At 61.6% G+C, this 25,846-nt stretch carries 25 protein-coding genes; 6 read left to right on the top strand and 19 right to left on the bottom strand.

All coding sequences use genetic code 11. From position 1 onward, the window contains the following. Positions 1-69: 69 nt before the first annotated feature. The 3 genes from HYX42_RS20460 to rraA all read left to right on the top strand — a co-directional run bounded on the left by HYX42_RS20460 (position 70) and on the right by rraA (position 2,855). The gene (locus HYX42_RS20460; protein ID WP_293406608.1) at positions 70-1,287 is read left to right on the top strand and encodes an FAD-dependent monooxygenase; all 1,218 of its coding nucleotides are present in this window, start codon (positions 70-72) and stop codon (positions 1,285-1,287) included. Positions 1,288-1,605: 318 nt separating this feature from the next. After that, complete coding sequence (locus tag HYX42_RS20455; protein ID WP_293406606.1) at positions 1,606-2,370, top strand: SDR family oxidoreductase; 765 nt, start codon at positions 1,606-1,608, stop codon at positions 2,368-2,370. Positions 2,371-2,372: 2 nt separating this feature from the next. After that, complete coding sequence (gene rraA / locus HYX42_RS20450; RefSeq protein ID WP_293406604.1) at positions 2,373-2,855, top strand: ribonuclease E activity regulator RraA; 483 nt, start codon at positions 2,373-2,375, stop codon at positions 2,853-2,855. A gap of 23 nt (positions 2,856-2,878) precedes the next feature. Here the strand turns inward: rraA and HYX42_RS20445 are convergent, their stop codons facing one another. The 6 genes from HYX42_RS20445 to HYX42_RS20420 form a co-directional block, all read right to left on the bottom strand. Continuing rightward, positions 2,879-3,856 (bottom strand): tripartite tricarboxylate transporter substrate-binding protein, encoded by a 978-nt coding sequence (locus HYX42_RS20445; protein ID WP_293406602.1) that lies wholly within the window; start codon positions 3,854-3,856, stop codon positions 2,879-2,881. A gap of 24 nt (positions 3,857-3,880) precedes the next feature. Next, positions 3,881-5,383: an aldehyde dehydrogenase family protein gene (locus HYX42_RS20440; protein WP_293406600.1), complete on the bottom strand. Its 1,503-nt coding sequence runs from the start codon at positions 5,381-5,383 to the stop codon at positions 3,881-3,883. A 91-nt stretch (positions 5,384-5,474) separates the two neighbouring features. Continuing rightward, positions 5,475-6,398 (bottom strand): tripartite tricarboxylate transporter substrate-binding protein, encoded by a 924-nt coding sequence (locus HYX42_RS20435; RefSeq protein ID WP_293406598.1) that lies wholly within the window; start codon positions 6,396-6,398, stop codon positions 5,475-5,477. Positions 6,399-6,589: 191 nt separating this feature from the next. Beyond that, positions 6,590-7,507, bottom strand: coding sequence for a LysR family transcriptional regulator (locus tag HYX42_RS20430; RefSeq protein WP_293406596.1), 918 nt, complete (start codon positions 7,505-7,507; stop codon positions 6,590-6,592). Between the two features lie 200 nt (positions 7,508-7,707). Further along, positions 7,708-8,640, bottom strand: a complete 933-nt coding sequence (argF, locus tag HYX42_RS20425; protein ID WP_293406594.1) for an ornithine carbamoyltransferase — start codon at positions 8,638-8,640, stop codon at positions 7,708-7,710. Next, entirely contained in the window at positions 8,637-9,851 is a 1,215-nt protein-coding gene (locus tag HYX42_RS20420; protein WP_293406592.1) for an aspartate aminotransferase family protein, read from the bottom strand. The genes argF and HYX42_RS20420 overlap by 4 nt, the downstream gene beginning before the upstream one ends. A 237-nt stretch (positions 9,852-10,088) precedes the next feature. Between HYX42_RS20420 and HYX42_RS20415 the strand changes: the two genes are divergently transcribed. Then, positions 10,089-10,406, top strand: coding sequence for a DUF3579 domain-containing protein (locus tag HYX42_RS20415; RefSeq protein WP_293406590.1), 318 nt, complete (start codon positions 10,089-10,091; stop codon positions 10,404-10,406). 137 nt (positions 10,407-10,543) lie between these two features. Here HYX42_RS20415 and rpsT read toward each other — a convergent pair whose 3' ends face one another. Continuing rightward, complete coding sequence (rpsT, locus tag HYX42_RS20410) at positions 10,544-10,855, bottom strand: 30S ribosomal protein S20 (protein ID WP_007864125.1); 312 nt, start codon at positions 10,853-10,855, stop codon at positions 10,544-10,546. Between the two features lie 295 nt (positions 10,856-11,150). On the opposite strand from rpsT, the gene murJ reads away from it, so the two are divergent. Further along, the gene (gene murJ / locus HYX42_RS20405) at positions 11,151-12,716 is read left to right on the top strand and encodes a murein biosynthesis integral membrane protein MurJ (protein WP_293406586.1); all 1,566 of its coding nucleotides are present in this window, start codon (positions 11,151-11,153) and stop codon (positions 12,714-12,716) included. Positions 12,717-12,942: 226 nt separating this feature from the next. Here murJ and HYX42_RS20400 read toward each other — a convergent pair whose 3' ends face one another. From HYX42_RS20400 to mutL, 10 genes are all read right to left on the bottom strand, one after another. Continuing rightward, positions 12,943-14,004: a carotenoid 1,2-hydratase gene (locus HYX42_RS20400; protein WP_293406584.1), complete on the bottom strand. Its 1,062-nt coding sequence runs from the start codon at positions 14,002-14,004 to the stop codon at positions 12,943-12,945. Next, a complete protein-coding gene (locus tag HYX42_RS20395; protein ID WP_293406582.1) occupies positions 14,004-15,107 on the bottom strand; it encodes a PLP-dependent cysteine synthase family protein in 1,104 nt (367 codons plus the stop codon). The genes HYX42_RS20400 and HYX42_RS20395 overlap by 1 nt, the downstream gene beginning before the upstream one ends. Positions 15,108-15,155: 48 nt before the next feature. Next, the gene (locus tag HYX42_RS20390) at positions 15,156-15,395 is read right to left on the bottom strand and encodes a hypothetical protein (protein WP_293406580.1); all 240 of its coding nucleotides are present in this window, start codon (positions 15,393-15,395) and stop codon (positions 15,156-15,158) included. A gap of 145 nt (positions 15,396-15,540) precedes the next feature. After that, a complete protein-coding gene (locus HYX42_RS20385; RefSeq protein WP_293406578.1) occupies positions 15,541-15,756 on the bottom strand; it encodes a hypothetical protein in 216 nt (71 codons plus the stop codon). Positions 15,757-15,900: 144 nt separating this feature from the next. Beyond that, positions 15,901-18,468, bottom strand: a complete 2,568-nt coding sequence (locus HYX42_RS20380) for an ABC transporter permease (protein WP_293406576.1) — start codon at positions 18,466-18,468, stop codon at positions 15,901-15,903. 10 nt (positions 18,469-18,478) lie between these two features. Next, positions 18,479-19,126, bottom strand: coding sequence for an ABC transporter ATP-binding protein (locus tag HYX42_RS20375; protein WP_293406574.1), 648 nt, complete (start codon positions 19,124-19,126; stop codon positions 18,479-18,481). 10 nt (positions 19,127-19,136) lie between these two features. Beyond that, positions 19,137-20,099 carry a tRNA (adenosine(37)-N6)-dimethylallyltransferase MiaA gene (gene miaA / locus HYX42_RS20370; RefSeq protein WP_293406572.1) on the bottom strand — a complete coding sequence of 321 codons (963 nt, stop codon included), beginning with the start codon at positions 20,097-20,099 and terminating at the stop codon, positions 19,137-19,139. Continuing rightward, on the bottom strand, positions 20,080-21,282 hold the full coding sequence (locus HYX42_RS20365) for a multidrug effflux MFS transporter (protein WP_293406570.1): 1,203 nt from the start codon (positions 21,280-21,282) through the stop codon (positions 20,080-20,082). The genes miaA and HYX42_RS20365 overlap by 20 nt, the downstream gene beginning before the upstream one ends. Positions 21,283-21,419: 137 nt before the next feature. Then, positions 21,420-22,289 carry an alpha/beta fold hydrolase gene (locus HYX42_RS20360; RefSeq protein WP_293406568.1) on the bottom strand — a complete coding sequence of 290 codons (870 nt, stop codon included), beginning with the start codon at positions 22,287-22,289 and terminating at the stop codon, positions 21,420-21,422. A 181-nt stretch (positions 22,290-22,470) separates the two neighbouring features. Further along, complete coding sequence (gene mutL, locus HYX42_RS20355; RefSeq protein ID WP_293406566.1) at positions 22,471-24,378, bottom strand: DNA mismatch repair endonuclease MutL; 1,908 nt, start codon at positions 24,376-24,378, stop codon at positions 22,471-22,473. Between the two features lie 51 nt (positions 24,379-24,429). Here mutL and HYX42_RS20350 point away from each other — a divergent pair, with 51 nt between their 5' ends. Next, the gene (locus HYX42_RS20350; RefSeq protein ID WP_293406564.1) at positions 24,430-25,083 is read left to right on the top strand and encodes a DedA family protein; all 654 of its coding nucleotides are present in this window, start codon (positions 24,430-24,432) and stop codon (positions 25,081-25,083) included. A 97-nt stretch (positions 25,084-25,180) separates the two neighbouring features. Here the strand turns inward: HYX42_RS20350 and HYX42_RS20345 are convergent, their stop codons facing one another. Next, positions 25,181-25,399 carry a glycine zipper 2TM domain-containing protein gene (locus tag HYX42_RS20345; protein WP_293406562.1) on the bottom strand — a complete coding sequence of 73 codons (219 nt, stop codon included), beginning with the start codon at positions 25,397-25,399 and terminating at the stop codon, positions 25,181-25,183. Between the two features lie 133 nt (positions 25,400-25,532). Next, positions 25,533-25,751, bottom strand: a complete 219-nt coding sequence (locus HYX42_RS20340; protein WP_293406560.1) for a glycine zipper 2TM domain-containing protein — start codon at positions 25,749-25,751, stop codon at positions 25,533-25,535. Positions 25,752-25,846 lie beyond the last annotated feature (95 nt).

The raw sequence follows: 25,846 nt of genomic DNA, 5'->3' as shown, positions 1-25,846 counted from the left end.
GAGGGTCCATTTTTCGCTGGGCCGCCCCGAGAAAAATTAGCCCCCTTGGGGGGCAGGGAGCGACACGCAGTGCGTGACCGTGGGGGTCATCAGTCAGCCCTGATTGCCGGCGGCGGCATCGGGGGGCTGGCTTCGGCATTGGCAATATCGCGTGCCGGCGGCTGGGACGTTCGCCTGTTTGAAAAAGCGCCTGAATTCAGCGAGGTCGGCGCGGGCATTCAGCTGGGGCCGAACGTGACGAAAGTGCTGCATGGCTGGGGCCTCGCTTCTGCGTTGGCTGAAGTCGCCGCCTTTCCGGAGAAACTGCAGGTCTGCAGTGCCATCACCGGCGAACTGCTGGGTGAACTGCCCCTCGGCCAGACCATCGCTGCCCGCTACGGCGCGCCCTACGCCACCGTGCACCGCGCCGACCTGCACGGCGTGCTGCTCGATGCTGTCCACCAGACCGATACCCGCCTGCACACCGACCGTGCGTTGCAGGGCTTCAGCCAGACGCCGCAGGCCGTGTCTGCACAAACCGCTGACGCGCTGGATGTGGAAGGCGATGTGTTGATAGGCGCCGATGGCTTGTGGAGTGCGGTGCGGCAGCAATTGCTGGGCGATGGCGCGCCGCGCCGTACCGGCCACCTGGCCTACCGCACGCTGATGAAGCAGTCCGATCTGCCCGAAGCTCTGCGATCAAACAACGTCACTGCCTGGCTGGGCCCGCGCATGCACATAGTGCAGTACCCGGTGCGCGGCGGCGACTGGCTCAATGTGGTGGCGCTGCTTGAAGGTGAAGTCACCGACGGCACCGACCCCTGGGACCATGAAGCCAACGCCGCCGACGTCAGCGCCGCCACCGCAGGTGCCTGCGCCCCGCTGCAGGACCTGGTAGCCACCCTGCAGGGCTGGCGCGTCTGGCAGCTTTGCGACCGCCAGCCCATGCAGGGCGCCTGGCAACAGGCGCTGGGCCGTGTGGCGCTGCTCGGTGATGCCGCGCACCCCATGCTGCCCTACCTGGCCCAGGGCGCAGGCATGGCAATTGAAGATGCGGCCGAACTGGGCCATGTGCTTGCCGTCGCGCGCGACCCGGCTTTTGAAGTGCCGACCATGCTGCAGCGCTACGCACTCAACCGCTGGCAGCGCAACCGCCTGGTGCAGGCCAGAGCCCTGCGCAACGCGCGCATCTTTCACGCCAGCGGCCTGCTGCGCTGGGGGCGTGACCTGTCGATGAAGCTGCTGGGTGAAAAGCTGCTGGACATGCCCTGGCTGTACGGCGCGGCGCCTAAGGCGGGCAATTTTTAACGTATACGTTAAAAAATATCAAAAAGTTAACTCCTGTATTAACTTTTTGCCTTTTTGGCCTGGATTTCGCTCGCTGGAAGCTGAAAAACAGCCAAAAATACCTGTTTTCAGGCATCAAATCGGCCTCCAGGCCAATAAATACGCACGTGAGCAGCTATTGAATTTATAGCAAATTGGTTGTAGCAATCCTCAAATTCCGGTTCTGCCGATTCGGCAAACTGGTGTGCACCTTTCAGGTGTGCAGGGAAGGTAGCGGGCCGGGCCAGTGGGAAACAGCGCTGGGGCACAATTCGTCATCCCCAAAAAGACAAGGTTGCAATGGCTTCACCAGACAGGAACAGCAACAAGGTCGCACTCGTCACGGGTGCCGGCACCGGCATAGGCAGGGCGGTGGCGCTGGCCTTTTTACGCGAAGGCTACAGCGTAGTGCTGGCAGGCCGGCGCATGGAGTTGCTGGAATCGGTTGCCAAAGAGTCGGGTTCGGCCCGCGCACTGGCCGTTGCCACCGATGTGGGCAATCCGGAATCGGTAAACGCGCTGTTCGCCCGGATTGGCGAAAAGTTTGGCCGCATCGACGTGCTGTTCAACAACGCCGGCGTCAGCGGTATAGGCAAGGGTTTTGAAGACATTGACTTCGAGCACTGGCAGAACATCGTCAATGTCAACCTGACCGGCTCGTTCCTCTGTGCGCAGGGCGCTTTCAAAATGATGAAAGACCAGCAGCCCCAAGGTGGGCGCATCATCAACAACGGCTCCATCTCGGCGCATGCGCCCCGGCCCAACTCTGCCCCCTACACCTCCACCAAACATGCCATCACGGGGCTGACCAAATCAATCTCTCTTGACGGCCGCAAGTACAACATCGCCTGCGGGCAGATCGACATCGGCAACGCGCTGACGGAGCTGTCTGCACGCATGGCCAAGGGCGTGCCGCAGGCCAATGGCGAGATTGCCATCGAACCCATGATGGACGCCACCGAAGTGGCCGATGCCGTGGTGCACATGGCCTCGCTGCCACTGTCGACCAATGTTCAGTTCATGACCATCATGGCGACGAAGATGCCGTTTGTGGGGCGCGGCTAAACGTGTTTTCTACTGCCAATCTCTCAGACGCCAACCTCGACGCGCAGGTCGTCAACCTGCAGTGGCGCAACTTCGGCGGGCGTGATTGTTTCTTTGGCCCGTGTTATCCACTGCAGGCCGAGGACCACAGGCCCATAGACGAAGTTGTCAGCACGGCCGGTGAAGGCCGCGTGCTTGTCGTGGACTGCAGTGGCTCGTTGCGCATCGGCGTCTTCGGCGACAGGCTGGCTGCGATTGCGGTGCGCAATGGCTGGGCCGGTGTGATTGTCAACGGTGCCGTCCGCGACACCGTCAAGCTCAGGGAACTGGACCTGGGTGTGAAGGCGCTGGGCGTCACGGCGCTCAGGAGCCGCGAGCCCAGACCATCAGTGAAAGGCGAACCGCTTGAGTTTGGCGACGTGCGCTTTGAGGCCGGTGACTGGGTCTACTGCGACCAGGATGCCGTCCTGGTCAGCAAGGTCAGGCTGGACCTGAAAACCGGCTAAGCGGTCGCTTGCCGGGCCAGGCCTTACTCGGCCGTGATCTTCAGTTCCCTGACCAACTGCTGGTTGCGTGCGTAGGTGTCGCGTGCCAGCTTTGCCGCATCGGCAGAGCTGCCACCGGCGATCTGCACGCCCATGCCGCGCAGCTTGTCCTTGAAGTCCGGTGTCGCCAGGATGGCATTGATTTCAGTGTTCAGGCGCTGGATGACAGGTGCTGGTGTACCGGAAGGTGCGAGGATCTGGAAGAACACTGCGGTCTCGACGCCGGGCACACCGGATTCCGTCATGGTCGGCAGCGTGGGGATCAGCTCTGACCGTTTGTTTTCCACCAGACCGACAGGCACCAGCTTGCCCGCCGCGATGTGTGGTGCGGCACCTGCCAGCGCCACAATGGAGATCGGCAGTTCGCCGGCCAGCACGGCATTGACGGCCGGCAACACACCGCGGTAAGGCACATGGTTGAGTTGTGTGCCGGTAGAACGCTTGAGCATTTCACCGGCGATGTTCATTGGTGAGCCGGTGCCGGGGCTGCCATAGCTGGTGGCGCCGTTTTTCTTCAGGTAGGCGACCAGCTCCTGCGGCGTCTTGACGTTGATGGACGGGCTCGCCACGATGAGCACCGGCGCGCTGCCCGCGGTGAGTATGGGCGTGAAATCCTTGATCACATCAAAATTGGCGCCGCCTGCCCTGGGCGACAGGATGGGCGCCATGTACACGTCACTTGGCACGATGACGATGGTGTGACCGTCAGCAGGCGAGCGCGCCACGCTGGACGCACCCACCAGCCCGCTGGCGCCCGGGCGGTTGTCCACAATCACAGGCTGGCCGAGCCGCGCTGGCAGCTTTTCGGACAGCATGCGGGCGATCAGGTCATTGCTGGAGCCGGGTGCAACCGGCACCACAAAGGTGATGGCTTTGGTCGGCGCCCAGGCCTGTGCCGATGCCGCCACGGGCAGCAGGGCCACAGCAGCGATGGCAATGACGTGCTTGATGAAATGTTTCATGGTGTCTCCTTCTTGTTTAAAAAATTACAGCGTGATGTTGATGTTCTTGCTTTGCGTGAACGACAGCAGTTCTTCAATCGATTCTTCACGGCCTATGCCCGACTGTTTGTAGCCGCCATAACCGGTGCCGAGAAAATGTGGTCCTGCGTTGTTGACCCAGATAAAACCCGACTGCACGCGTGATGCGGTGCGGTGCGCTTTTGCCAGGTCTTTGGTGAAGATGGCGGCGGTCAGGCCGTACTCGACACGGTTGACCTGCTCGAACATGGCTTCTTCATCGCTCCATTTAATCACCGACAGTACCGGGCCAAAAACCTCTTCATTGGCAATTCTCATATCCTGCGACACGCCGGTGAAAACAGTGGGCTCGACGTAAAAGCCGCCCTGCAGTTCCGGGGCTGAAGGTATTTTTCCGCCATAGGCCAGCGTCGCGCCTTCCTTCTGGGCGAGCTCGATGTAACCCATGATTTTTTGCTGCTGCGCGCGCGAGACGATGGCGCCCATGGTGGTGGCGTGATCGGTCGGGATGCCGGGTTTGTAGTGGCCTATCTTTTTAAGGATGCCCGCCACCACTTCGTCATGAATGGATTCGTGCAGAAAGAGCCGCGAGGTCGAACCGCATGACTGGCCGCACCAGGTGAAGTTCATGCCCGCAATCGCGCCCTTGATGGCGCGCTCGATGTCCGCATCGCCATAAACGATGCAGGGGTTCTTGCCGCCCAGTTCCAGTGAGACATGCTTGAGTTTTTCAGCGGCGGATCTGGCCACTGCGCGGCCGGTCGGCACGCTGCCGATCAGTGACACATAGGGCACATCGGGGTGCGCCGTCAGTGCGCTGCCGCACTCGGTGCCGCCGCTCATGATGCTGATCACGCCGGGCGGGAATATGCCGTCTATCAGCTCCATGAAGCGGTAGGCCGAAAGGGGCGCCTGGTAGGGCGGCTTCATGATGACGGTGTTGCCGGCAGCCAGCGGCGCGGCGCTCTTGGCTGCGGTGAACATCAGCGGGTGGTTGTAGGCCACGATGCGGCCGACGACGCCGAAGGGTTCACGCACCGACAGGTTCACGACGCCTTCGCCCATGGGCATGGTGTCGCCTTTCAGTTCGGTGACTAGGCCGGCAAAAAAATCGAACTGTGCAGCGGCATTGAGCACATCACGCGTCATCTCGGCTACCGGGTTGCCACAGTTGACGGCGTCCAGCATGGCCAGCTCTGTCGCGTTGTCGCGCAGGATGGCAGCGACCTTGCGCAGCATGACGGCTCTGTCGGCGGGTTTGGTACGGCTCCACTGGGGGAAGGCCTTGTGCGCTGCAGCCACGGCCGCGTTGATGTCGGCGGTGTTGGCTTCTGCGCAGGGGCCCAGCGATTCGCCGGTGCCGGGGTTCAATGTATCGAGGTAACCGCCCCGGGGCTTGTGCCATGCGCCTGCGTAGTAGAGGTCACGGTGCTGGGGCAAGGCTGCCGGTGTGGCCGGTGTAAGTGTGGGGGTTGTGGCGGCGGCTTGCCGTTCCTGGAGTTCCTGCATGCGTGCTTTCAGTCAGTAGTTGGGATGAGGGGATTCAGTCGTTGATGGTGAAGCCGGTGGTCTTGACGATGTCTGACCATTTCGCGACTTCCTATTTCAGGTAGTCCGCAAATTCGGTGGTCGATCCGGTTGAGGGCTCAAAGCCGACGGCGGCGAGTTGCTCGCGCATGTCGGGCTGGCGGATGATGTCGTTGATTTCTGCATTCAGGCGGCGCGCGATGTCGGGACTGGTTTTTGCCGGTGCCAGCACGCCCACCCAGGACCTGTCTTCAAAGTCACGAAAGCCTGATTCAGCGACGGTGGCAACACCGGGCAATGCGTCGACGCGCTTGAGGCTGGCAACTGCAATGCCCTTGAGGCGGCCGGCCTTGACGTTGGTCATCGCCGTCGGCATGGAGACGCTCACCAGATCGACATGGCCAGCGACGGCTGCATTGACCGCAGGTGCACCGCCCTGGTAGGGCACATGCACGGCATCCATGCCCAGCAGGTTCCTGAAGACGTAGTGGGCCGTCAGGTGCGATGAACTGCCAATCCCTGCCGTCGAGTACGTGAACTGGCGACCCTTGTAATCACGCGCCAGGTCTTTCAGGCTGGTGGCCGGGTTGGCTGCATTGGTGGCGAAGAGGTTAGGGGTCGAGGCAGCCAGCGCGATGGGCACAAAGTCCGTCACGGTGTACCCCGGGCTTTTGTAAAGGCTGGCATTGACGGCAAGCGCGGCTGTGGTCACCAGCAGCGTATGGCCATCGGGCTCGGCGCCTGACACCGTCTTTGCGCCGATATTGCCGCCTGCGCCGCCGCGGTTTTCAACTACCACAGGCTGGCCCAGCCGGGCGCTGAGCTTGACGCCGATCTGCCGCGCCACTGAATCGGCGATGCCGCCCGCGGCGAAAGCGACGACCAGTTTTATCGGCCTGGCGGGATAGGCCGCTTGTTGCGCAAGCACCGGGGCTGCAAGGGTGCTGGCAAGGCCTGCAAGCATTGCCAACGCCAGTCCGTAAAAATTCGGTCGCATGTTTTGTCTCCAGTCCGCTTGTTGTATTGATCGTGCCGCGGCTGATGGACCAGCCTGACGTGTCGAGGCGTGATCGTAGGATGGGCGAGCCACGGAATCAAATGGATTGGGTCCATAGTACAAATCGACGCGCCCGATTTGCGGCTGTGACAGACGCCAGCGAGGCGGTGGCGGCAAAGGGAAGGTGGCGGCTAGCGAACGCGGTAGCTTGTAGAGCAGAGGTTGCGAAACCACTGGTTGGCCGGGTCGCGGTGCATGCGCGCGTGCCACTGCATGCAGAGATCGATCTTCGGCAGGTCGAAGGGCAGGGGGACGATGCGCACGTTGGCCAGCCGGGTCATGGACAGCGCGGGACCGACCGGCGCCGTCAATATCAGGTCGCAGGCGGCGATGGTCGATGCCAGGCCTATCCAGTAGGGCACGGACAGCCCGATCTTGCGCTTGATGCCTTTGGACGAGAACTGGGCTACCAGCAACTGGTCCAGCACCGAATGAATGGACACCGCGGGGTGATAGGAGATGTGCGACGCGGCGATGTATTCGGCCTCGGTCAGCGTCTCGCCTATGGTAGGGTGGTCCTTGCTGACCACGCAGGTCCAGGTTTCTGCAAACAGGGACTGGCGGTGAAAGTCCGCCCCCAGGTCCGGCAGGAAGCCCATGGCCAGGTCCAGTTCACCGTCCACCATCGCCTGTTTGGCTTCGCGCAGGGGCAGCGCCATGGTCTCCAGCGTGACCCCCGGCGCCTGCCTGCGCATTTCAGACACCATCAGCGGCATGTGCTGCTGCTGCGCGATGTCGCTGAGGAGCAGCCTGAAGGTGTGTGTGGCCGTTGAAGGTTCAAAAACGCGGGTGCGCTGCAGGGTGTCGCGCAACTGGTCCAGCGTGTTGCGGATGGGGATCTCGAGTTCCATGGCCAGGGGCGAGGGCTCCATGCCTTTGGGCGTACGTACGAAAAGCGGGTCGCCCAGGGCATCGCGCAGGCGCTGCAGCGAGTTGCTGGTAGCCGATTGCGACAGCCCGATTTTTTCACCCGCCAGCGTCACGCTGCGCGTGCGCATCAAGGCGTCAAACACCTGCAGCAGGTTGAGGTCCAGGGTGTTGAAGTTCATGGGTGCGCCGCTGCCTGGACCGTCATTTGAACGCAGTGTTCAGGCAAGCTTGCCCGGCAGCAAATACTCCATCAGTGCCTTCTGCACGTGCATGCGATTTTGGTTCCGGCACGCAGCCGTTGGCTGCTTAACGTGCGCGTTGCGCACATGAGCCCGCACCGAAACATGATGCCGGCGCTGGCGCGCCGTCGTCCCGCATTTCATGCGAGCCGCCCGAGCAAAAGGTACTCCATGAGTGCCTTTTGCACGTGCATCCTGTTTTCAGCCTCATCCCACACCACAGACTGCGGTCCGTCAATGACGTCAGCCTCCACTTCTTCGCCGCGATGCGCGGGCAGGCAGTGCATGAAGAGCGCATCCGGTTTGGCGGCCTTCATCATCTCGGTGTCCACACACCAGTCTTCAAAAGCCTTCTTGCGCGCTTCGTTTTCAGCCTCGTAACCCATGCTGGTCCAGACATCGGTGGTGACAAGGTCGGCGCCGGCGCAGGCTTCCATGGGGTCCTTGAAGACCTTGTAGCTTTCCGCCGAGCGTATGCCCGCCAGCGACTGGTCGACTTCATAGCCTCCCGGCGTGCTCAGGTGCACCTTGAAGCCCAGGATTTCGCTGGCCTGCAGCCAGGTGTTGGCCATGTTGTTGCCGTCGCCTATCCACGCGACCGTCTTGCCCTTGATGGATCCACGGTGCTCGATGTAGGTGAAGATGTCGGCCAGGATCTGGCAGGGGTGAAACTCGTTGGTCAGGCCGTTGATGACGGGCACCCGCGAATGCTCGGCAAAGCGGTCTATCTTGTCCTGCTCGTAGGTGCGGATCATCACGATGTCGACCATGCGGCTGATGACCCTGGCGCTGTCTTCAATCGGTTCGGCACGGCCCAGCTGGCTGCCTTCCGTGGTCAGGTTGACCACGGTGCCGCCGAGCTGGTACATGCCGGCTTCAAAACTCACGCGGGTGCGCGTGGACGCCTTCTCGAAAATCATGACCATGGTGCGATCCACCAGCGGCTGGTGTTTTTCGTAGGCCTTGAATTTTTTCTTGATCAGCGCGGCGCGTTCGAACAGGTAAGCGTATTCGTCCGCAGTCAGGTCGCTGAACTGAAGGTAATGCTTGATGGGTTTTGCAGGCGCGTTCATGCTTTTTCTTTCAAAAACTGCTTGATCAGCGGCACCAGGATGGCCACGACCTCATCGGCCTCGGCGGTTGTCATGGTCAGCGACGGCACCATGCGGATCACGGTGTCTGCAGTCACGCTGAGTAGCAGGCCTTTTTCTGCCGCGCGTGACAGGATCTCGCCGCAGGGCACCTTGAGTTCAATCCCCAGCATCAGGCCGCGGCCGCGGATTTCCTTCAGGCCCGTTTCGCCTTCGAGTGCATGGCCCAGTGTGGCGCGCATGTGCTCACCGACCTTGACCGCATTGGCCAGCAGGCCTTCTTCTTCCATGATGGCAATCGTTTCAAGCCCGGCGCGCATGGCCAGCGGGTTGCCGCCGAAGGTGGAGCCATGATTGCCGGGCTGGAAAATTTTGGCGGCCTTGGGGCCTGCGACCACCGCGCCCACCGGCACGCCGGAGCCCAGGCCCTTGGCCAGCGGCATGACATCGGGCTTGATGCCGGCCCACTGGTGCGCAAACCATTTGCCGGTGCGGCCCATGCCGCATTGCACTTCATCGATCATCAGCAGCCAGTCGTTCTCGTCGCACAGCTTGCGTACATCGCGCAGGTAGTCGTCGGTCATGCTGTGGATGCCGCCTTCGCCCTGGATGGCTTCAAAAAACACGGCCACGACATTCCTGTTGCCAGCTGTCGCCTTCTTGAGCGCATCCACATCGTTGAGCGGCACGCGGATAAAACCCTCAACCAGCGGGCCGAAGCCGGCCTGTACTTTTGGGTTGCCGGTGGCGCTCAGTGTGGCGATGCTGCGGCCATGAAAGGCTTTTTCATAGACGACCACTTCAGGCCGGTCTATGCCCTTGTCATGGCCGAACTTGCGCGCCAGCTTCAGGGCGGCTTCATTGGCCTCCAGCCCGGTGGAGCAGAAAAACACGTTCTCCATGCCTGAGAGCTCGACCAGCTTTTTGGCCAGTGCTTCCTGCAGGGGCACGTGGTAGTAGTTGGAGGTGTGTATGAGCTTGCCGATCTGGTCCTGCAGCGCCGGCACCAGCCTGGGATGGTTGTGGCCCACGGTGTTGACGGCAATGCCGCCCAGCGCATCGATGTATTCCTTGCCGTTGACGTCCCAGACGCGGCAGCCCTGGCCGTGCGACAACGCGATGGGCAGGCGGCCATAGGTGTTCATCACGTGGGGGGAGGCGGCTTCTATGTGCTTGGACGGTGCTGCGGTCATTCAAAACTCCGGTGCTGTTCGGTGAAAAAGCAAACCCGCAACAAAGCGCGGGCTGGCTTTGATTTTAGGCGCATAGATACAGTGCATTTGTGACGATTACTCATCACAGCAATGAAGCGAACATTGGTCGGTACCGCTTGCATAAACCAGTAGTCAGTCTTATATAAGATACAATCGTTGTGCGCTGCAACAAGGGGCGGTATCCCACCCCCACGGCACGCAAAAACCCTCCATCAGATGGTCTCCAACTCCGCCAAAGAAGTCTTTATCCAGGGCGTTACCCTAGACGGCAAAACCTTCAGGCCCAGCGACTGGGCCGACAGGTTGTGTGGCGTGATGAGCCATTTCCGCCCCGGCGGCCCCCAGCCGGGCAGTCACCTCACTTACTCGCCATGGTGCGTGCCCACAGTCGTCAATGGCGTGAAGTGCGTGGTCGTTAATGCCGAACTGCGCGATGCCGAGCCCATGGCCTGGGACTTTGTCATCAACTTTGCCAAAGACAATGAGTTGCAGGTGGCCGAGGCTTGCCTCATCCCAGACGTACCTAAGGCCTGAGCCGCTATCCATCACTTGGAAGCGAAAACAAAAAAGCCGTCTTTCGACGGCTTTTTTGACTTCGCTTTCAGCGCACCCTACAAAACGGCGGAAGATTCTTTTTAAGAGAAGCCTTCCGGGCTGTTTTGCCTAATTGCTTAGGCGGCCTTTGCTGGGGCCAGTGCCAGGGCTTTCACCTTGGCCGACAGGCGGGACTTGTCGCGCGCTGCCTTGTTCTTGTGGAAGATGCCCTTGTCGGCAACGGTGTCCACAATGCTCTGGGCCTTGGCGAACAGGTCTTTGGCCTTGTCCTTGTCACCGGCTGCAACGGCTTTTTCAACGTTCTTCACAGCGGTGCGGTATTTGGAGCGCAGCGAGGTGTTCGCGGCGTTGAGTTTGACGTCCTGGCGGACGCGTTTGCGGCCCGACGCAAGGCGCGGGTTCTTTTTCTTGGGTTTGGCGGTTGCCATAAATAGTTTCCTTTGATCCTGGGAGGAGTCTGTGGATGAATAAAAGCGAAGCCCATGATTATAGCGCCCCGGGGTTTTTGGGGTCAGAGCCCAAATTCGCCAGCCTCCGGCTGCCCTTCGAGGGCGGTGCGCGCACCGCAGCGAAATTGGTGTCTGACCCCAATAACCCCTCCCCCCCGAGGGGGCCGTCCGCCTGCGGCCCGGCAAAGCCGGTTCCACGGCTCGAGCTTGCGAAAACCCGGCTTCGTTTGAGGTTCACTCCGGCGAGGAAGCCGCCCCCCGCTAAACTCCCCCGGTGTCCTTATTCAAAGCCGCCTCCACAGTTTCCCTCCTGACCCTGGTTTCACGCATTACGGGGTTGATGCGCGAACTGCTGATTGCCTCGGCTTTTGGCGCCAGCGCCATGACCGACGCCTTCAATGTGGCTTTTCGCATCCCCAACCTATTCCGGCGGCTGTTTGCCGAAGGGGCGTTCAGCCAGGCGTTTGTGCCGGTTCTGGCGGCCAGCAAGGCGCAAAACGGGGAAGAAGCGACCAAACTGCTGATTGACCGGGTTGCCACCTTGCTGACCTGGGCCTTGTTGCTGACCTGTGTGGCAGGTGTTGCCGCCGCCCCGGTACTGGTCTGGGCCATGGCCAGCGGCCTCAAGCAGGACCCGCGCGGTTTTGAGGCGGCCGTGTTCATGACACGCTGGATGTTCCCCTACATCGGCTTCATGTCGCTGGTGGCGCTGTCGTCGGGCGTGCTCAACACCTGGCGGCGGTTTGCGGTGCCGGCGGCGACGCCTGTGCTGCTTAATTTGTCGATGATCGTGGCCGCCTGGCTGGGCGCGCCCTGGTTCAAGGCCCATGGCATGGAGCCGGTTTACGCGCTGGGCGCCGGGGTGATGTTGGGCGGCGTGCTGCAGCTGGCGGTGCAGGTGCCGGCGCTGCTGCGCCTCGGGCTGTTGCCGAAAATCTCGTTCAGCTGGGCGGTGATGCGCGCCGCCTGGGCCGACCCGGCCACACGAAGCATCGCCCGCCTGATGGTGCCGGCCCTGTTGGGCGTCAGCGTGGCGCAGATCTCACTGCTCATCAACACCCAGATTGCATCGCACCTGACACCCGGCAGCGTGAGCTGGCTGACCTATGCTGACCGGCTGATGGAGTTCCCGACTGCCATGCTGGGCGTGGCCATAGGCGTGGTGCTGATGCCGCAACTGGCTGCCGCCAAGGCGGCCAACGATGCCGAACGCTACTCGGCCATGCTCGACTGGGGCCTGCGCATCGTCGTGCTGCTGGCCGTGCCCTGCGCCGTGGCGCTGCTGACGTTTTCGCAGCCGCTGGTCGCCACGCTGTATCACTATGGCGCCTTCAGCGACCGCGACGTGCAGCAGACGACGACGGCCCTGATGGGCTACGGTGCCGGCCTGCTGGGGCTGGTCGCCATCAAGGTGCTGGCACCGGGCTTTTACGCCAGCCAGGACATCCGCACGCCGGTGAAGATTGCCGTGCTGGTGCTGGTCATCACGCAGTTGCTGAATATGGCCTTTGTGCCGCTGTTTGCCCACGCCGGGCTGGCGCTGGCCATAGGCATTGGCGCGCTGATCAATGCGCTGCTGCTGCTGGTCGGTCTGATCCGCCGGGGCAGCTACACCCCTGCGCCGGGCTGGGTGAAGTTTGTGCTGCAGGTAGTCGCTGCCAGTGCCTTGCTGGCCGTGTTTTTGGTCTGGTCTGCCGGCTATGTGAACTGGACGGGCCTGAAAAGCGCCGCCCTGCAGCGCATAGGCCTGCTGGCAGCGGTGCTGGTGTGTTCAGCGGTGCTGTATTTTTCAGCCCTGTGGATTGCGGGGCTCAAGGTGCGCAAGCTGCTGAAGCGCTGAGCGCACTTTTTTGCTATTTTATTAATAGCTGCTCACGTGCGTATTTATTGGCCTGCAGCCGTTTTTATGCCTGAAAATGACCATTTAAAAACCATTTTTGGCATGATTTTCCGTTTCCCCGGCCCGCAAGCAATCAAATGTTAAGTTGCAAGTTAACATTTGCCTTTATTTTAACGTTTACGTTAAAAATTTGCTGTATACGTCAAATCTTCGATGTCCGGCTGAATCACATCCGCAGCGGCGCCGCATAGCCCGTCATCTCCAGGTAGCCGCTGCCCACGCACCTGCCGTTGCTGTCAATCAGTTCGCTCAGGCCTTCCCAGTAGATGGAGCCTGTGGACTGGCGGCTGTCGAGTTCCTGGTTGTCTATGACGGCCCTGACGGTGTAGAAGTCTGCCGGGGTACGCACCATCCATTCGACCGGGTAGGTCGTCTGGGTCAACGGGCTTTTCCAGAGGCGGGTGGGTTTGAAGATCACCTCGCCGCGCGTGAACACATACACATCGCCTTTGGCGGCTCGGAATGAGCCGCCATCCCACAGCGCGTCGCCGGCCTTGTCGCGCAGGCGGAAGGCGGTGAGGGCGCTGCCGTCATCCAGGTTCATGCCTATCCAGTCCCAGCCGGTGGCGGCAGGGTGCAGCAACTCCTGGCTCCATTCATGGTCAAGCCAGGCCTTGCCGGTGACTTCAAAATTCTGGCCCTTGACCTGCAACGTGCCGGAGGTGGCGAGTTGCGGCTGGCTGTAGTAATAGCTGGCCTGTTTTTCTTCCGGCCCCTTGCGCGACAGGCCCTGCCTGCCCTGCAGCAGCACCGGCTGGGTTTCAGAGAACTGCAGCCGTATGGCGAAGTCACTGGACGCCAGGCTGGCGGTGTAGCGGCTGCCTTTGCTCTCGAGCGACCAGTCGCGCAGCCTGATGTTCATGTCGGCCTCACTGCTTGATGCGACACCAAAACCATCGCGTGAGATGCGCTGGTCGTGCCAGAGCTTTTTGCCGTCTACATCGGTCACCGCCGCATGCGCGAACAGCAGCTGTTTCGCGGCGAATTTTGATGTCATGGCCTGTGTGCTGTCCACGCGCGATCTGAAAAACGTCAGCTGAAAACCGAACACCCGCTTGCCCGATGTCGCCTGCCCGGTGATGTACCACCACTCGGTGCGAAAGTCGGGGTGTGCGCCGCGGTCGCGCGGGAAGGCGAGGGTTTTCAGGGGCAGGGCATGCGCCTGCTGCATCAATGCAGACAGCGGCAGTGAAGCCGCACTGCCCAGCAGGAGCCGGCGCCTTAGCATCAGGCTTCGGCCTTCATGGCCTCTGCCATGCGTTGCCGCGCTGCTGTGCAGTCACCGAAGCGTTCCTGAACCCAGGCCGTATCGTAGTAAGTCGGCAGATAACGCTCGCCCGAATCACAAAGCAGCGACAGGATGGCACCGCTTTCGCCGCGCGCCAGCATTTCGTGTGCAAGGGTCAGCATGGCCACGAAATTGGTGCCGGTGGATGGCCCGACCTTGCGGCCCAGCACGCTTGAGAGCGCCTGCATGGCGGCGATGGATTCTGTATCAGCCGCTTCGATCATGCGGTCTATGACTGTGCGTATAAAGCTCGCCTCAACGCGCGGCCGGCCTATGCCCTCTATGCGTGAGCCTGATGCAGTCAGGCTGGCATCGCCGCTCCGGTGGTAGGCACTGAACACCGAACCTGCAGGGTCGGCCACACACAGCTGGCAATCATCACCGTGATGGCGCTGGTAACGCATATAGCGGCCTATCGTGGCGCTGGTGCCGCCTGTGCCTGCACCGACGACGATCCAGCGCGGAACGGGGTGGCGTTCACGCGCCATCTGGCTGAACATGCTTTCGGCAATGTTGTTGTTCCCGCGCCAGTCGGTCGCGCGCTCGGCATAGGTGAACTGGTCCATATAGTGGCCACCGGTTTCAAGCGCCAGCCTGCGCGCCTCGTCGTAGACCTGGGCGGCACTGTCAACCCAGTGGCAGCGGCCGCCGTAATGCTCGATCTGCGCAATCTTTTCAGGCGAGGTGGATCTCGGCATCACTGCAATGAAGGGCAGGCCCAGCAGCCGTGCAAAGTAGGCCTCGCTGACGGCAGTGGAGCCGCTCGATGCCTCGACGACGGTAGAGCCTTCGCCAATCAGCCCGTTGCAGAGCGCATACAAAAAGAGCGAACGCGCCAGCCGGTGCTTGAGGCTGCCGGTGGGGTGGGTTGATTCGTCCTTGAGGTAGAAGTCAATGCCATGCGCCGCAAACCCGGGCAGCGGCAGCGCGATCAGGTGGGTGTCTGCGCTGCGCTGGAAGTCGGCCTCTATGCGAGCGATGGCCGTGGTGAGCCAATTGACTTCAGTGCTGCCTTCCTGCGCGGGGGTGCGGTTAAATGCCATGCGCACGATTCTCGCAGCAAGGTTGCTGCATGGGAAATGTCCGCGCGCTCAGTCTGTGGACGCTTCACCGTCAACTGCGGGTGTTTTGAAAACCACCTCACCCGTCGGTACGTGCACCACGCGCACTTCCTCGCAGCTGGGGTCGGCCACCATCTTGACGGCCACCGCCACTGCGAGTGATGCGTCGGCGTAGAGATGCTTGATGTCGGATTCCGGCAGCAGGCTGTCGTCTGTTGACGCACTGCTTTCAATGCGGAAGTCATGTGGCGGATCGCCGGGAAATGCCATGAAGAGCTCCTTGTTGATGTGAGCTTTTATCGTAGGCGCATGAGGGCGGGCTGACCGTATCAAGCTGCAAAAGCCCGGTGAACGAGGTAATAAAACGAAAGGATGCTTGCGTTCGCCACAAGCGGCAATCAAGCGGCAAAAGCTGCTAGTTGAGCGGTGCGGGCGCAGAAGTTTCAAACATCACTTCGCCGCTGGGGATGTGCACCACACGCACCTGCTGCCTTGTCGGGTCTGTCACGCTTTTGACGGCGACTGCAACGGCCAGCGAGCAGTCTGCAAACAGGTGGTTGAAATCAGTCGGTGGCAACCTGCTGGCCTGCAACGGGTCACGACTCTCGATGCGGTACTGAGGGGATGCCATGATTGCGACTCCTTTGTGGTGAATGTTCATCGTAGTGATGAGCCGCCCCCCTGTCATGACAAAGCCGTTGCACGCCCGGCCATTTTTGGTAAGCAAACGAAAACGGCCATCGGCCCTGCCGCTGCGATAGCGTTTGCTTTGGCCTTACCAGTCTTCCTTGACCGCGAGCACCGCATCCTTGCCAGCTGCAGCGCGGCCCGCCAGCCAGGCCGTCACGGTACCGGCCAGCACCACAGCCGCGCACAGGCCCAGGAGCCGCAGCCAGGGCAGCACCAGGTCCATGGTCCAGTGAAAGCTCTGCGGGTTGACCACGTACACCAGCACCACGGCAACCGCCAGGCCCAGCGCCAGGCCTGCGATGGAGCCGATCAGCGTCCACGCTGCGCCTTCGCCGGCCACCACGGCCAGGATCTGACTCCTTCTCAATCCCAGGTGCGCCAGCAGGCCGAACTCCTTGCGCCGCGCCAGCACCTGTGCGCTGAAGCTCGCCGCCACGCCAAATAGGCCAATCGCAATCGCCACCCCCTGCAGCCAGTAGGTGACGGCAAAACTGCGGTCAAAAATTTTCAGTGAGATCGCGCGTATCTGCTGTGTCGATGCAAATTCGATCAGCCCACCGGCGTTTGACTGGCGGTCGGCCAATGCGCGCACGGCCTGCTCAACGTCCGCTGCAACTGCGTTCGGCTCAAGCCAGATGGCGAGGTCGTTCACGCGGGTATCACCTGTCAGGCGCTCGAAGTCGCGGCGCTCTATCGCAACTGCGCCGAACTGCCGCGCGTAATCACGCCACACGCCGGCCACAAAAAATACCGGCGGCGTAGGGGCACCGGAGACACCCGGAAAAGATGCCGACAGCGGCTTGAAGACAGTGCCAGGTCGCGCCCCATAGAGGTCCACCATGGCCTCACTGATATAGACCGGCACCTGACCTTCTGCGGCTTTCAGCGGGTTGCCGACCAGGGGCAGGGTTTGCGCGGCATCGCCGATTTCACGCGCAATCAGCGCGACATTCGGTTGTGCTGCATCAAGTGACAGCGCGGTGGTGCGCAGCGTGCTGATGCGGTTCACGCCCTTGATGCCGGCAACGGCGGTGGTGAATTCCGGCGTGAAGTACACCGTGTCACCGGCACCCGATGTGGATGAGGGCGGCGCGGTACGTACATAGAGGTCTGCAGGCAATACGGTGTCCAGCCAGTGCGTGACCGAGTCCCTGAAGCTGGCAACCATGACCGTCAGCGCCACTGCAAGGCTTAGTGACGCGACCACGCCGCTCACGGCAACAGCCGCACTTTCACGAACCCGGCGCGCTCGCTCCACCGCCAGCATGGGCAGCAAGCGGTTTGCCACCCAGGGGCTGAGCCGGTTGTACAGCAGCGCAATCAGCCAGGGCAGGGCGGTGATACCACCTATGAGCAGCAGGGCCACTGAGACATACGCGCCCAGCGGAATGCCCAGCACAGGCGGCAGCAAGGCCACGCCTGCGCCCAGCGCAATCAGCAGCAGGCTCAGCCAGTGGCCGCGCCCCTCGCTTGCGGCCGAGCCCAGGCCCTTGAGTGTTTGCGCGGGCGGCAGTTTTTGCGCCGCGCGGGCCGGCCACCAGCCACCGACCAATGCCGCTGCTGTGCCCAGCAAGCCATAGGCCACGGCGGCCTGGCCGCTCCACTGCAGAGGCGGCGCAACGCCTGAAAAATAACCGCCGCCCAGATCGCCACCCAATAGGCGCAACGCCAGCGCAGCCAGGCCTGTGCCCAGTGCAACGCCGGCTGCACTGCCGACCAGGCCGAGCAAACCGGATTCAGCCAGTACCAGCGCCAAGCGCTGCCGGCCGGTGAGGCCCAACACGCCAAGGAGTGCAAACTGCTGCGCCCGCTTGGCTACGCTGAGTGAGAGCACAGAGAACACCAGAAATGCGCCTGTGAACAACGCCACCAGCGCCAGCACTGTGAGGTTGACGCGGTACGCCCGTGACAGGTTGCTGACGCGTTGTGCGGCATCGCCAGGTTCTGCACCCTTGATGTTGGACGGCAATTGCAGTGATGCCAGAAAAGACGCGCGGTCTGTACCGGGTTTGAGCTGGATATCAATGCGCGACAACTGCCCCTGTTTGCCAAACAGCTCCTGCGCGGCCGCAATATCCATCACCGCCATGGCAGCACCGCGTGCGCTGACGCTGCCCGCCACGCTGACCCTGATCAATTGCAGGCCGCTTTGCAGCTGGAAGGTGTCTGCTGGCAGGCTTTGTCGCGCAGCAGGATTGAGGAAAACCGAGCCCGGGGTGAAGAGGGCAAACCTGTCTGCATCGGCAGAAGGCACAGGCATGAGGGCAGGCGCCAGCCGCGCCACCACCAGTGCGTCAAGCCCAAGCACGCGCAGGGCGATGCGCCTGTCGGTGCCGGCTCTTGCGTAGCTGGCAAGCTCCAGCACCGGGCTGGCGACTTCAACCTGCGGGTGAGTGGCTACCTTCCCGAAAATCGCTTCGTCAAAACTGCCCTGCACCGCGCGCAGCTCAAGATCAGGCTGGCCATTGACCGAACGCACCGCCTGTGAGAACTCGCTGAGTGCAGAGGCATTGATCAGGTGCACAGAAAACGCCAGCGCTACACCCAGCATGACAGCTGCAGCGGCGGCCACTGTGCGCCACGGGTGGTGCAGCAGTTCGCGCCACGAGAAGCTGCGCAACAGGGCGGTCAGTGTGCCGGCATCTTGCGGCATCCCGCTGGCTTTAGCTGCTGATGCCATCGCTGCGCAAATAAAGAACGCGGTCTGCACGCGCCGCTGCCGCTTCCGAATGCGTGACCAGCACCAGCGATGCGCCGTGCTCACGGGTTTGAAGCATCAATGCGTCCATGACTTTGCCTGCCGTGGCCGGATCAAGGTTGCCGGTGGGTTCATCGGCCAGCAGCAGCGAAGGGCGGTGTACCAGCGCACGCGCAATCGCCACGCGCTGTAATTGCCCGCCGCTGAGTTGCTGGGGCAATCTTGTACCCAGGCCGGCGAGGCCTACCGCATCAAGCATGGCCTGTACACGGTCTTCATCGGGCTGGCCCAGCAGCAACAGTGGCAGCGCCACGTTTTGTGCGACGTCCAGATGCGGCAACACATGAAAGGCCTGGAACACAAAACCCACATGCCTGCGCCGCAGCAAGGCGCGCTGGTCGTCTGTCAGTGTTGCCAGGTCTGTGCCCTGCAGCGTCACACCCCCTTCGTCCCATGTGTCCAGCCCGGCCATGCAGTTGAGCAGGGTGGATTTGCCCACGCCTGAATCGCCGACGATGGCGACGAACTCGCCGGGCGCCACATCGAGCGAGACGTGGCTGAAGACCGTGGCTTCGCCGTAACGTTTGCCGAGATTGCGTATGGCGAGTGTCATGGGGTCGTGCTTATGGGTAAAGGGCCTTGACGGTCGCCAGTACCTGCGCCAGCGCATCAGGCGCATCGCAGGCAATGACCTGGCGCCCCGGCATCGAGCGTAGCCATGTGATCTGCCGTTTGGCGAGCTGGCGCGTTGCAAAAATACCCTTGTCGCGCAACTCATTCATGGGCGAAGTGCCGTCCAGCGCTTCCCAGGCCTGGCGGTAGCCGACGCAACGCATGGAGGGCAGGTCTGCGTGCAGGTCGCCGCGTGCGCGCAAGGCTTTGACTTCATCGAGAAAACCAGCGGCCAGCATGGTGTCGAAGCGCTGGGCAATACGTTCATGCAGCCAGCTGCGGTCTTGTGGTTCCAGCGAGATAAGCGTTGATGCGGGGTGCCTTGATGCGGGCGCCGGGGCGTTTGCAGTCCGCTGATGAAAGAAGGACAGCGACTGGCCTGACACGCGCCACACCTCCAGCGCGCGCGAGATGCGTTGCGAGTCCTGCGGCGCCAGCCGCGCCGCCGTAACAGGGTCAACGGTGGCCAGTTCTGCGTGCAGTGCCGGCCAGCCTTTCGCCAGTGCTTCTGCTGCGATGGCGGCGCGCACACCGGGGTCGGCCTTGGGCATGTCATCCAGGCCGTCAAACAGGGCCTTGAAATAAAGCATGGTGCCGCCGACCAGCAGGGGCAGTTTGCCGCGCGCAGTGATGTCGACAACCAGCTGCCGGGCATCGGCCACAAATTCTGCGGCACTGTAGGCATAAAGCGGGTCGCGTATGTTGATGAGGTGGTGGGGTACGGCGGCAAGTTCAGCTGCGGTGGGTTTGGCTGTGCCTATGTCCATGCCCCGGTACACCAGGGCTGAATCGACGCTGATGATTTCAACCGGGTACTGAAGTGCAATGGCCAGTGCAGCAGCCGTCTTGCCAGAGGCGGTGGGCCCGGCCAGCGCGATGTACGCGGGCAGTTTTTCAGGGCTTTGCAGTTTCATGCGCGGGTTCACCATATTTCTGTACGGCAGTCCATGCCATGCCGGCGATCAGCACGCTCCAGAACCACATGCCGTTGGTCATGGGCAAAACGGTGCCATCCATGTGCCTGCCCATCCACCCGCCCATGATGAAGGCCATCGCCATCATCATGAACCCATTGAGGGCCGATGCAGTGCCAGCTGCTTGAGGAAAGGGGCCGACGACCCCGCTCTGGCTGCAGGGCTGGTGTATGCCGTGGCCGATCATGAAAATGAAATGGGGTATGGCGACAGCCCATACATTGCTGACGCCGGCCCACGCCAGCAGTCCCATCGAAGTGCCCGCAGTGATGCTCATGCTGCCTGCAATGGCAATGGCCTTGCGTATGCCAAAACGTACGAGCAGCCGCCTGCACAGCATGGTGCCCAGGATGTAAAACATCGAAGCCACGAACAGCAGAAGCCCATACTGGGTGGTACTCAGGCCCAGAACCTTGATGAATACGAAGGAAGAACCTGCGAGAAATGTGAACATTGCGCCATAGGATGCAATCGACAGGGCAGACCAAGTGAGGAAGACCGGGTTGCGCACAATCATGAGCCAGTTACGCACCAGGCCCGGTGGGTTGAGCGCTTGCGGATTTTTATTTGTCAGCGACTCCTGAAAACGAAGGGTGATCAGCAGCAGGCTGCCAGCACTGAAAACCGCCATGGACGCCAGGGCTGTGCGCCAGCCCAGTAGCCCGGCCAGTACCCCGCCCAGCGGCGCGCAGATGCCTGCAATGATGCCCAGCCCCGTGAGCGCCCTGGACATGATGCGCGCGCCTTCGGTAGGTTTGTAGAGGTCGCGCACAATGGCCCGTGCGCACATCACCACCGCACCCATGGCTGCGCCCTGCACGATACGCCAGCTGATGAGCTGGCTCATGGTGGGGGTGAAGGTGCTGGCGATGGACGCCAGCGTATAGGCGGACAGCCCCCACAAAAGAATCGGGCGCCGGCCAAAGCGGTCTGACAGCGGGCCCCAGACCAGTTGAGAGATGCCAAAGGCCAGCAGCAGCGCGCTGAGCGTGAGCTGCGCCTGCGACATGGGTGCCGCAAAACTTTCTGTCAGGGCGGGCAGGGCTGGCAGGTAAAGATCGGTGGTGATGGGCTGTATGCCCAGCATCATGGACAGCAGCAGTGCGATCAGGGCAGGCGACATCGGCGCCTGTGTCAGTGGGAAATTGACGGTGTTTTCAGCAGTGTTTTCCGGTCGCGTCGCAGGCATCTGCCTGAGGTTAGCAGATTGACAGTGCGGTAAAGCCGGCGGGCGCCAAGCCCTGCCGTGCCGGAACGGATTTACTTCAGTGCGAAAAGCCGCGCCAGCGCCTCGCGGTACTGCGGCTGTCCGATCTGGTTGGTATTGTGGTGGGAGCCGCCTTCAACCAGGACAAACAGCTTGGGTTCAACTGCTGCTTCATAGAGCTTGCGCCCCAGGTCGGGCAATATGAGCTGGTCTTGGCCGCCGTGCACCACCAGCAATGGCGAGCCTATCTTGCCTACCTTGTTAACGGCCTCAAAACGCTGCGTGATCAGAAGTGAGACTGGCATCCAGCCCCAGCGTGAGCTGGCCACCACATCGGCAATGGAGGTGAATGTGCCTTCAACAATGGTGCCGCTTTCGTCCTTGACCTCAGTTGCCAGGTCGATGGCAATCGGGCCGCCCAGCGAGTGGCCGAAGATGTAGCGGGGGCGGTCTGGGTATTTCTGTGCCAGCCAGCTCCATGCAGCGCGGGCATCTTCATAGGCTGATGCTTCAGAAGGCAGCTCGTTTGTGCTTTTGCCAAAACCGCGGTAGTCGATCGCGAGTACCGAAAAACCGAGCTCCTGCATGCGGCGTATGCGTGGGGCGGAACCTGTCACGTTGTAGCGCGCGCCATGCAGGTAGAGCATCACGGGGGCCTTGGAGGCCTGCGGCTTGTCGGCCTCCAGCCACAGGCCGTGCAGGCGAACAGGGTAGTCATCGCCGCCCGTCAGCGCGCCTTTTTTGGCTTTGTAGTCAATCCAGACATCCTCCATGCCCTCAGCTGCCATCAGGCCGCCGCTCCAGGTGCGGTCGCTGGGCTGGAATATCCAGGCGCGCTGTTTTTCATCGAGTGTGGCGCAGCCGGTCAGCAGTGCGAATGTGACGAGAAATGCCAGAAAAATACGGAGGTGCAATTTTTTCATGCTGTGTAACAGACTGGAGCGGGTCCAAAAAGTTCGCGGCGGCGGTTAGGTGGCGTGTGAAGTTTTGAAAAGTCGCACCCCTGACTGTGTCCTCTGAAATCAACGAAGCATGAACCGCACCGGCAGACAAACCGGATGGCCGCCGTTACAAATTGGCGGAAAACCCTGAGAGCTGTCTGCTTCAGCGCCCGCGCATGAAGAGCGCATCCAGCTCGCGAATGCTGACCTGGCGCCAGGTCGGCCTGCCATGGTTGCACTGGTCGGAGCGCTCGGTGGCTTCCATCTGGCGCAGCAGGGCGTTCATCTCGTCAATCGTCAGCTTTCGGTTGGCGCGCACGGCACCGTGGCAGGCCATGGTTGACAGCAGCTCGTTCTGCGCCCGCTGTATGACCGTGCTGGCGTCGTGCTGGGCCAGTTCTGCCAGCACACTGCGGGCAAGCTCGACCGCATCACCCTGCGCAAGGCTGGTCGGTACGGCGCGTACGGCCAGGGTTTTGGGTGAAAAGGGCGTGATCTCCAGCCCCAGTGTGGCCAGCACTTCATGGCTGGCCTCGGCAGCGGCGACTTCCTGAGGACTGGCGGCAAAGGTGGCCGGAATCAGCAGCGGCTGGCTGGCGATGCCTGCGCCCGCGCCGCCAACGCCATCCATCTGGGATTTCAGGCGCTCATAAACAATGCGTTCATGGGCAGCATGCATGTCCACAATCACCAGGCCCTGGGTGTTTTCGGCCAGCACGTAGATGCCCTGCAACTGGGCTATCGCGCGGCCCAGCGGCCACTCGCCGGGGGGCAGGGTGGATTCCTGCTGCGTCACTACTTGCGGAGCGTAGACCTGGCTGGCAATGCCGTTGGACTGGGCTGGTGTCGCGGCGGGCCACATGGCTTCGAAATCCGAAACGCCTCCATTCCGGTTTCCATTTCCGTTGCCGTACACGGCTGGTGACGAGAAATTCATGGTGGGTTGTGCCCATGAATATGAAGCCGGTGATGCGGGTGCGCCAAAGGCGGCTGATGTTGCTCCCGTTGCGCCATCAGTCATTGCCTGCGTACCAGAGCGGGGTATAGCCAGTGCGTTCTCGGTGCCGTGACGTACGGCCTGGTGCACCTCGCGGCTGTCCCGAAAGCGCACTTCTATCTTGGTCGGGTGCACATTCACATCCACTTTGGCGGGGTCCATCTCGACGTAAAGGGCATACACGGGCTGGCGGTGGCCGTGCAGCACGTCTTCATAGGCGCTGCGTGCGGCATGCGTAAGCACCTTGTCACGTACATAGCGGCCATTGACGTACGCAAACTGCTGGTCGGCACGGGAGCGTGCGGCATCGGGAATGCCAGCGCGGCCCCAGATGCGTACTGCGGGCTGCCCGTCGGGGCGTCGTGCGCTGCTTTCATAGTTGACGGCGACAGACTGCTCTACAAAGTCGCTGCCCAGCACATCGGCCAGGCGTTGTTCATGGGCCGTCTCACCTGTGCAGGCACGCCACTGCTCGACCAGCTTGCCCTCATGCCAGATGGCAAAGGCCACGTCAGGCCTGACCAGCGCGTGGCGGCGCACGGCCTCCACACAGTGGGCTAATTCGGTGGCGTCGGTTTTGAGGAACTTGCGGCGGGCCGGCGTGGCGTAGAACAGCTCGCGCACTTCAACGCTGGTGCCGCGGCTGCGCGCGGCGGGTTTGATCTCGCCGGTACGGCCGTCGAGTTGCCAGGCGTGCTCTGCATCTTCAGTGCGCGAGAGCAGGCTCATGTCGGCAATCGAATTGATGGCGGCCAGCGCTTCGCCCCTGAAACCCATGGTGCCTACGGCTTCAAGGTCCTGCAGCGAGGCGATCTTGCTGGTGGCATGGCGCCTGAGGGCTATCGGCAACTCCTCGCGCGGTATGCCCTGGCCATCGTCTTCAACCAGTATCAGCCGCACACCGCCGGCCATCAGCCGCACCGTGACGCTGCGCGCGCCAGCATCCAGCGCGTTGTCGACCAGCTCGCGCACCACCGATGCGGGGCGCTCAACGACTTCACCGGCCGCAATCTGGCTGATCAGTTCGTCAGGGAGTTCAAGAATCGGGCGGCGTGCCGCAAGAAGGGCTGTCATTGGAAAGGGATTTTAGGCCGGGAGCGTGAATGACCTGTCAAAATCACGGCCATGGAAATTGTGACCTACCTCATTGACTTCATCCTCCACGTCGACAAGCACCTGGAAACCTTTGTCACCAGCTACGGCGCATGGGTTTATGCCCTGCTGTTTCTGATCATCTTTGTGGAGACCGGCGTGGTCGTCATGCCCTTCCTGCCAGGCGACTCACTGCTCTTTGTGGTGGGTGCCATGTGCGGCATCGGGTTGATGAGCTATCCGCTGGCCGTCGGGCTGCTGTTTGTGGCGGCTGTATTGGGCGACCAGTGCAATTACAGCATTGGCCGTTATTTCGGCCCCAGGGTATTCCAGTGGGAGCAGTCGCGCTACTTCAACAAAAAGGCCTTTAACCAGGCCCATGCTTTTTATGAGCGTTACGGCGGCATCACCATCATCGCTGCGCGCTTCATGCCTTTCCTGCGTACCTTCGCTCCCTTCGTGGGCGGGGTGTCTGAAATGACACGCAGCAAATTCACGGCCTACAACGTCATGGGCGCGGTGTTGTGGGTGGGCGGCATCGTGACGGCAGGATATTTCTTCGGCAACGTGCCCTGGGTCAAGGCCAACCTCGACAAGATCATCTGGGCGATGATTCTGATCCCGGGGCTATTGGTGATTTATGGTGCCTGGAAAGCAGGGCGTAAGGTTTCGCCGCCGGTAGCCTGATACACAAGCGCGTTCAATCTGCAGCGCAAACAAAAAAGCGGCTCCTGAATCAGGAGCCGCTTTTTTTAATTTTTAACCTTGATGGTTGCGCAGGGTGTCAGCGTTTTTTGCCGACTTCATTGCCGACGACCGCACCTACAGCGGCGCCGCCAATGGTGGCCAGCGGGCCGCCCAGCAGGACGTTACCGGCCACACCACCAGCCACAGCGCCGACAGCGGTACCGATCTGTGCGTTGGTGGGGTTGCTCGCACAGCCGACCATGCTGGTCAGGGCAAGGACGGAAGCGGCGGTTGCCATCAAAAGTTTCGTGTTCATTGTGTGGTTCCTCTTTATATGAGCTTTCGGCTCGTTGCTTTTAACTGTTCACGATCACCCTCAAACCGATGACCTGTCTATCAGGCTGCTGGCGTCATGGCCTGAGCCACGATGCCAACAACCGTTTAGTCATTTAGCGTTTTTTACCGACTTCGTTACCAATCAGGGCGCCAGCGGCTGCACCGCCTACGGTACCGATGGCGCTACCACCGGTCAATGCGCTACCTGCGACACCACCGACCACGGCGCCTACGCCGGTACCGATCTGTGCATTGGTTGGATTGGTTCCGCAACCCACCAGGGCGAGTGCAAGTGCGGAGGCTGCTGCTGACATGATGATTTTCGATTTCATTTGGTTCACCTTTGTTAAGAGTTTCAGGCTCTTTCACTGCTGACATCAGGTCCAGTGACGCGTTGATGTGTGGGCTCTGCCTGTGAATCCACTGT

Source organism: Polaromonas sp. (assembly GCF_016185115.1).
Lineage (GTDB): Bacteria > Pseudomonadota > Gammaproteobacteria > Burkholderiales > Burkholderiaceae_C > Polaromonas.
The sequence above is the reverse complement of the archived record's forward strand: the minus strand, read 5'-3'. Positions and strand labels throughout refer to the sequence as shown.

Coding starts and splice junctions, on each gene's coding strand:
- HYX42_RS20400 (WP_293406584.1), bottom strand. CDS start 14,004: ATGCTAAGGCGCCGGCTCCTGCTGGGCAGTGCGGCTTCACTGCCGCTG.
- HYX42_RS20345 (WP_293406562.1), bottom strand. CDS start 25,399: ATGAACACGAAACTTTTGATGGCAACCGCCGCTTCCGTCCTTGCCCTG.
- HYX42_RS20445 (WP_293406602.1), bottom strand. CDS start 3,856: ATGAAACATTTCATCAAGCACGTCATTGCCATCGCTGCTGTGGCCCTG.
- HYX42_RS20390 (WP_293406580.1), bottom strand. CDS start 15,395: ATGGCATTTCCCGGCGATCCGCCACATGACTTCCGCATTGAAAGCAGT.
- HYX42_RS20365 (WP_293406570.1), bottom strand. CDS start 21,282: ATGTCGCCTGCCCTGATCGCACTGCTGCTGTCCATGATGCTGGGCATA.
- mutL (WP_293406566.1), bottom strand. CDS start 24,378: ATGACAGCCCTTCTTGCGGCACGCCGCCCGATTCTTGAACTCCCTGAC.
- HYX42_RS20340 (WP_293406560.1), bottom strand. CDS start 25,751: ATGAAATCGAAAATCATCATGTCAGCAGCAGCCTCCGCACTTGCACTC.
- HYX42_RS20430 (WP_293406596.1), bottom strand. CDS start 7,507: ATGAACTTCAACACCCTGGACCTCAACCTGCTGCAGGTGTTTGACGCC.
- miaA (WP_293406572.1), bottom strand. CDS start 20,099: ATGAAACTGCAAAGCCCTGAAAAACTGCCCGCGTACATCGCGCTGGCC.
- HYX42_RS20440 (WP_293406600.1), bottom strand. CDS start 5,383: ATGCAGGAACTCCAGGAACGGCAAGCCGCCGCCACAACCCCCACACTT.
- HYX42_RS20420 (WP_293406592.1), bottom strand. CDS start 9,851: ATGACCGCAGCACCGTCCAAGCACATAGAAGCCGCCTCCCCCCACGTG.
- HYX42_RS20395 (WP_293406582.1), bottom strand. CDS start 15,107: ATGGCATTTAACCGCACCCCCGCGCAGGAAGGCAGCACTGAAGTCAAT.
- HYX42_RS20375 (WP_293406574.1), bottom strand. CDS start 19,126: ATGACACTCGCCATACGCAATCTCGGCAAACGTTACGGCGAAGCCACG.
- rpsT (WP_007864125.1), bottom strand. CDS start 10,855: ATGGCAACCGCCAAACCCAAGAAAAAGAACCCGCGCCTTGCGTCGGGC.
- HYX42_RS20350 (WP_293406564.1), top strand. CDS start 24,430: ATGGAAATTGTGACCTACCTCATTGACTTCATCCTCCACGTCGACAAG.
- HYX42_RS20360 (WP_293406568.1), bottom strand. CDS start 22,289: ATGAAAAAATTGCACCTCCGTATTTTTCTGGCATTTCTCGTCACATTC.
- HYX42_RS20435 (WP_293406598.1), bottom strand. CDS start 6,398: ATGCGACCGAATTTTTACGGACTGGCGTTGGCAATGCTTGCAGGCCTT.
- HYX42_RS20455 (WP_293406606.1), top strand. CDS start 1,606: ATGGCTTCACCAGACAGGAACAGCAACAAGGTCGCACTCGTCACGGGT.
- HYX42_RS20385 (WP_293406578.1), bottom strand. CDS start 15,756: ATGGCATCCCCTCAGTACCGCATCGAGAGTCGTGACCCGTTGCAGGCC.
- HYX42_RS20415 (WP_293406590.1), top strand. CDS start 10,089: ATGGTCTCCAACTCCGCCAAAGAAGTCTTTATCCAGGGCGTTACCCTA.
- argF (WP_293406594.1), bottom strand. CDS start 8,640: ATGAACGCGCCTGCAAAACCCATCAAGCATTACCTTCAGTTCAGCGAC.
- HYX42_RS20380 (WP_293406576.1), bottom strand. CDS start 18,468: ATGCCGCAAGATGCCGGCACACTGACCGCCCTGTTGCGCAGCTTCTCG.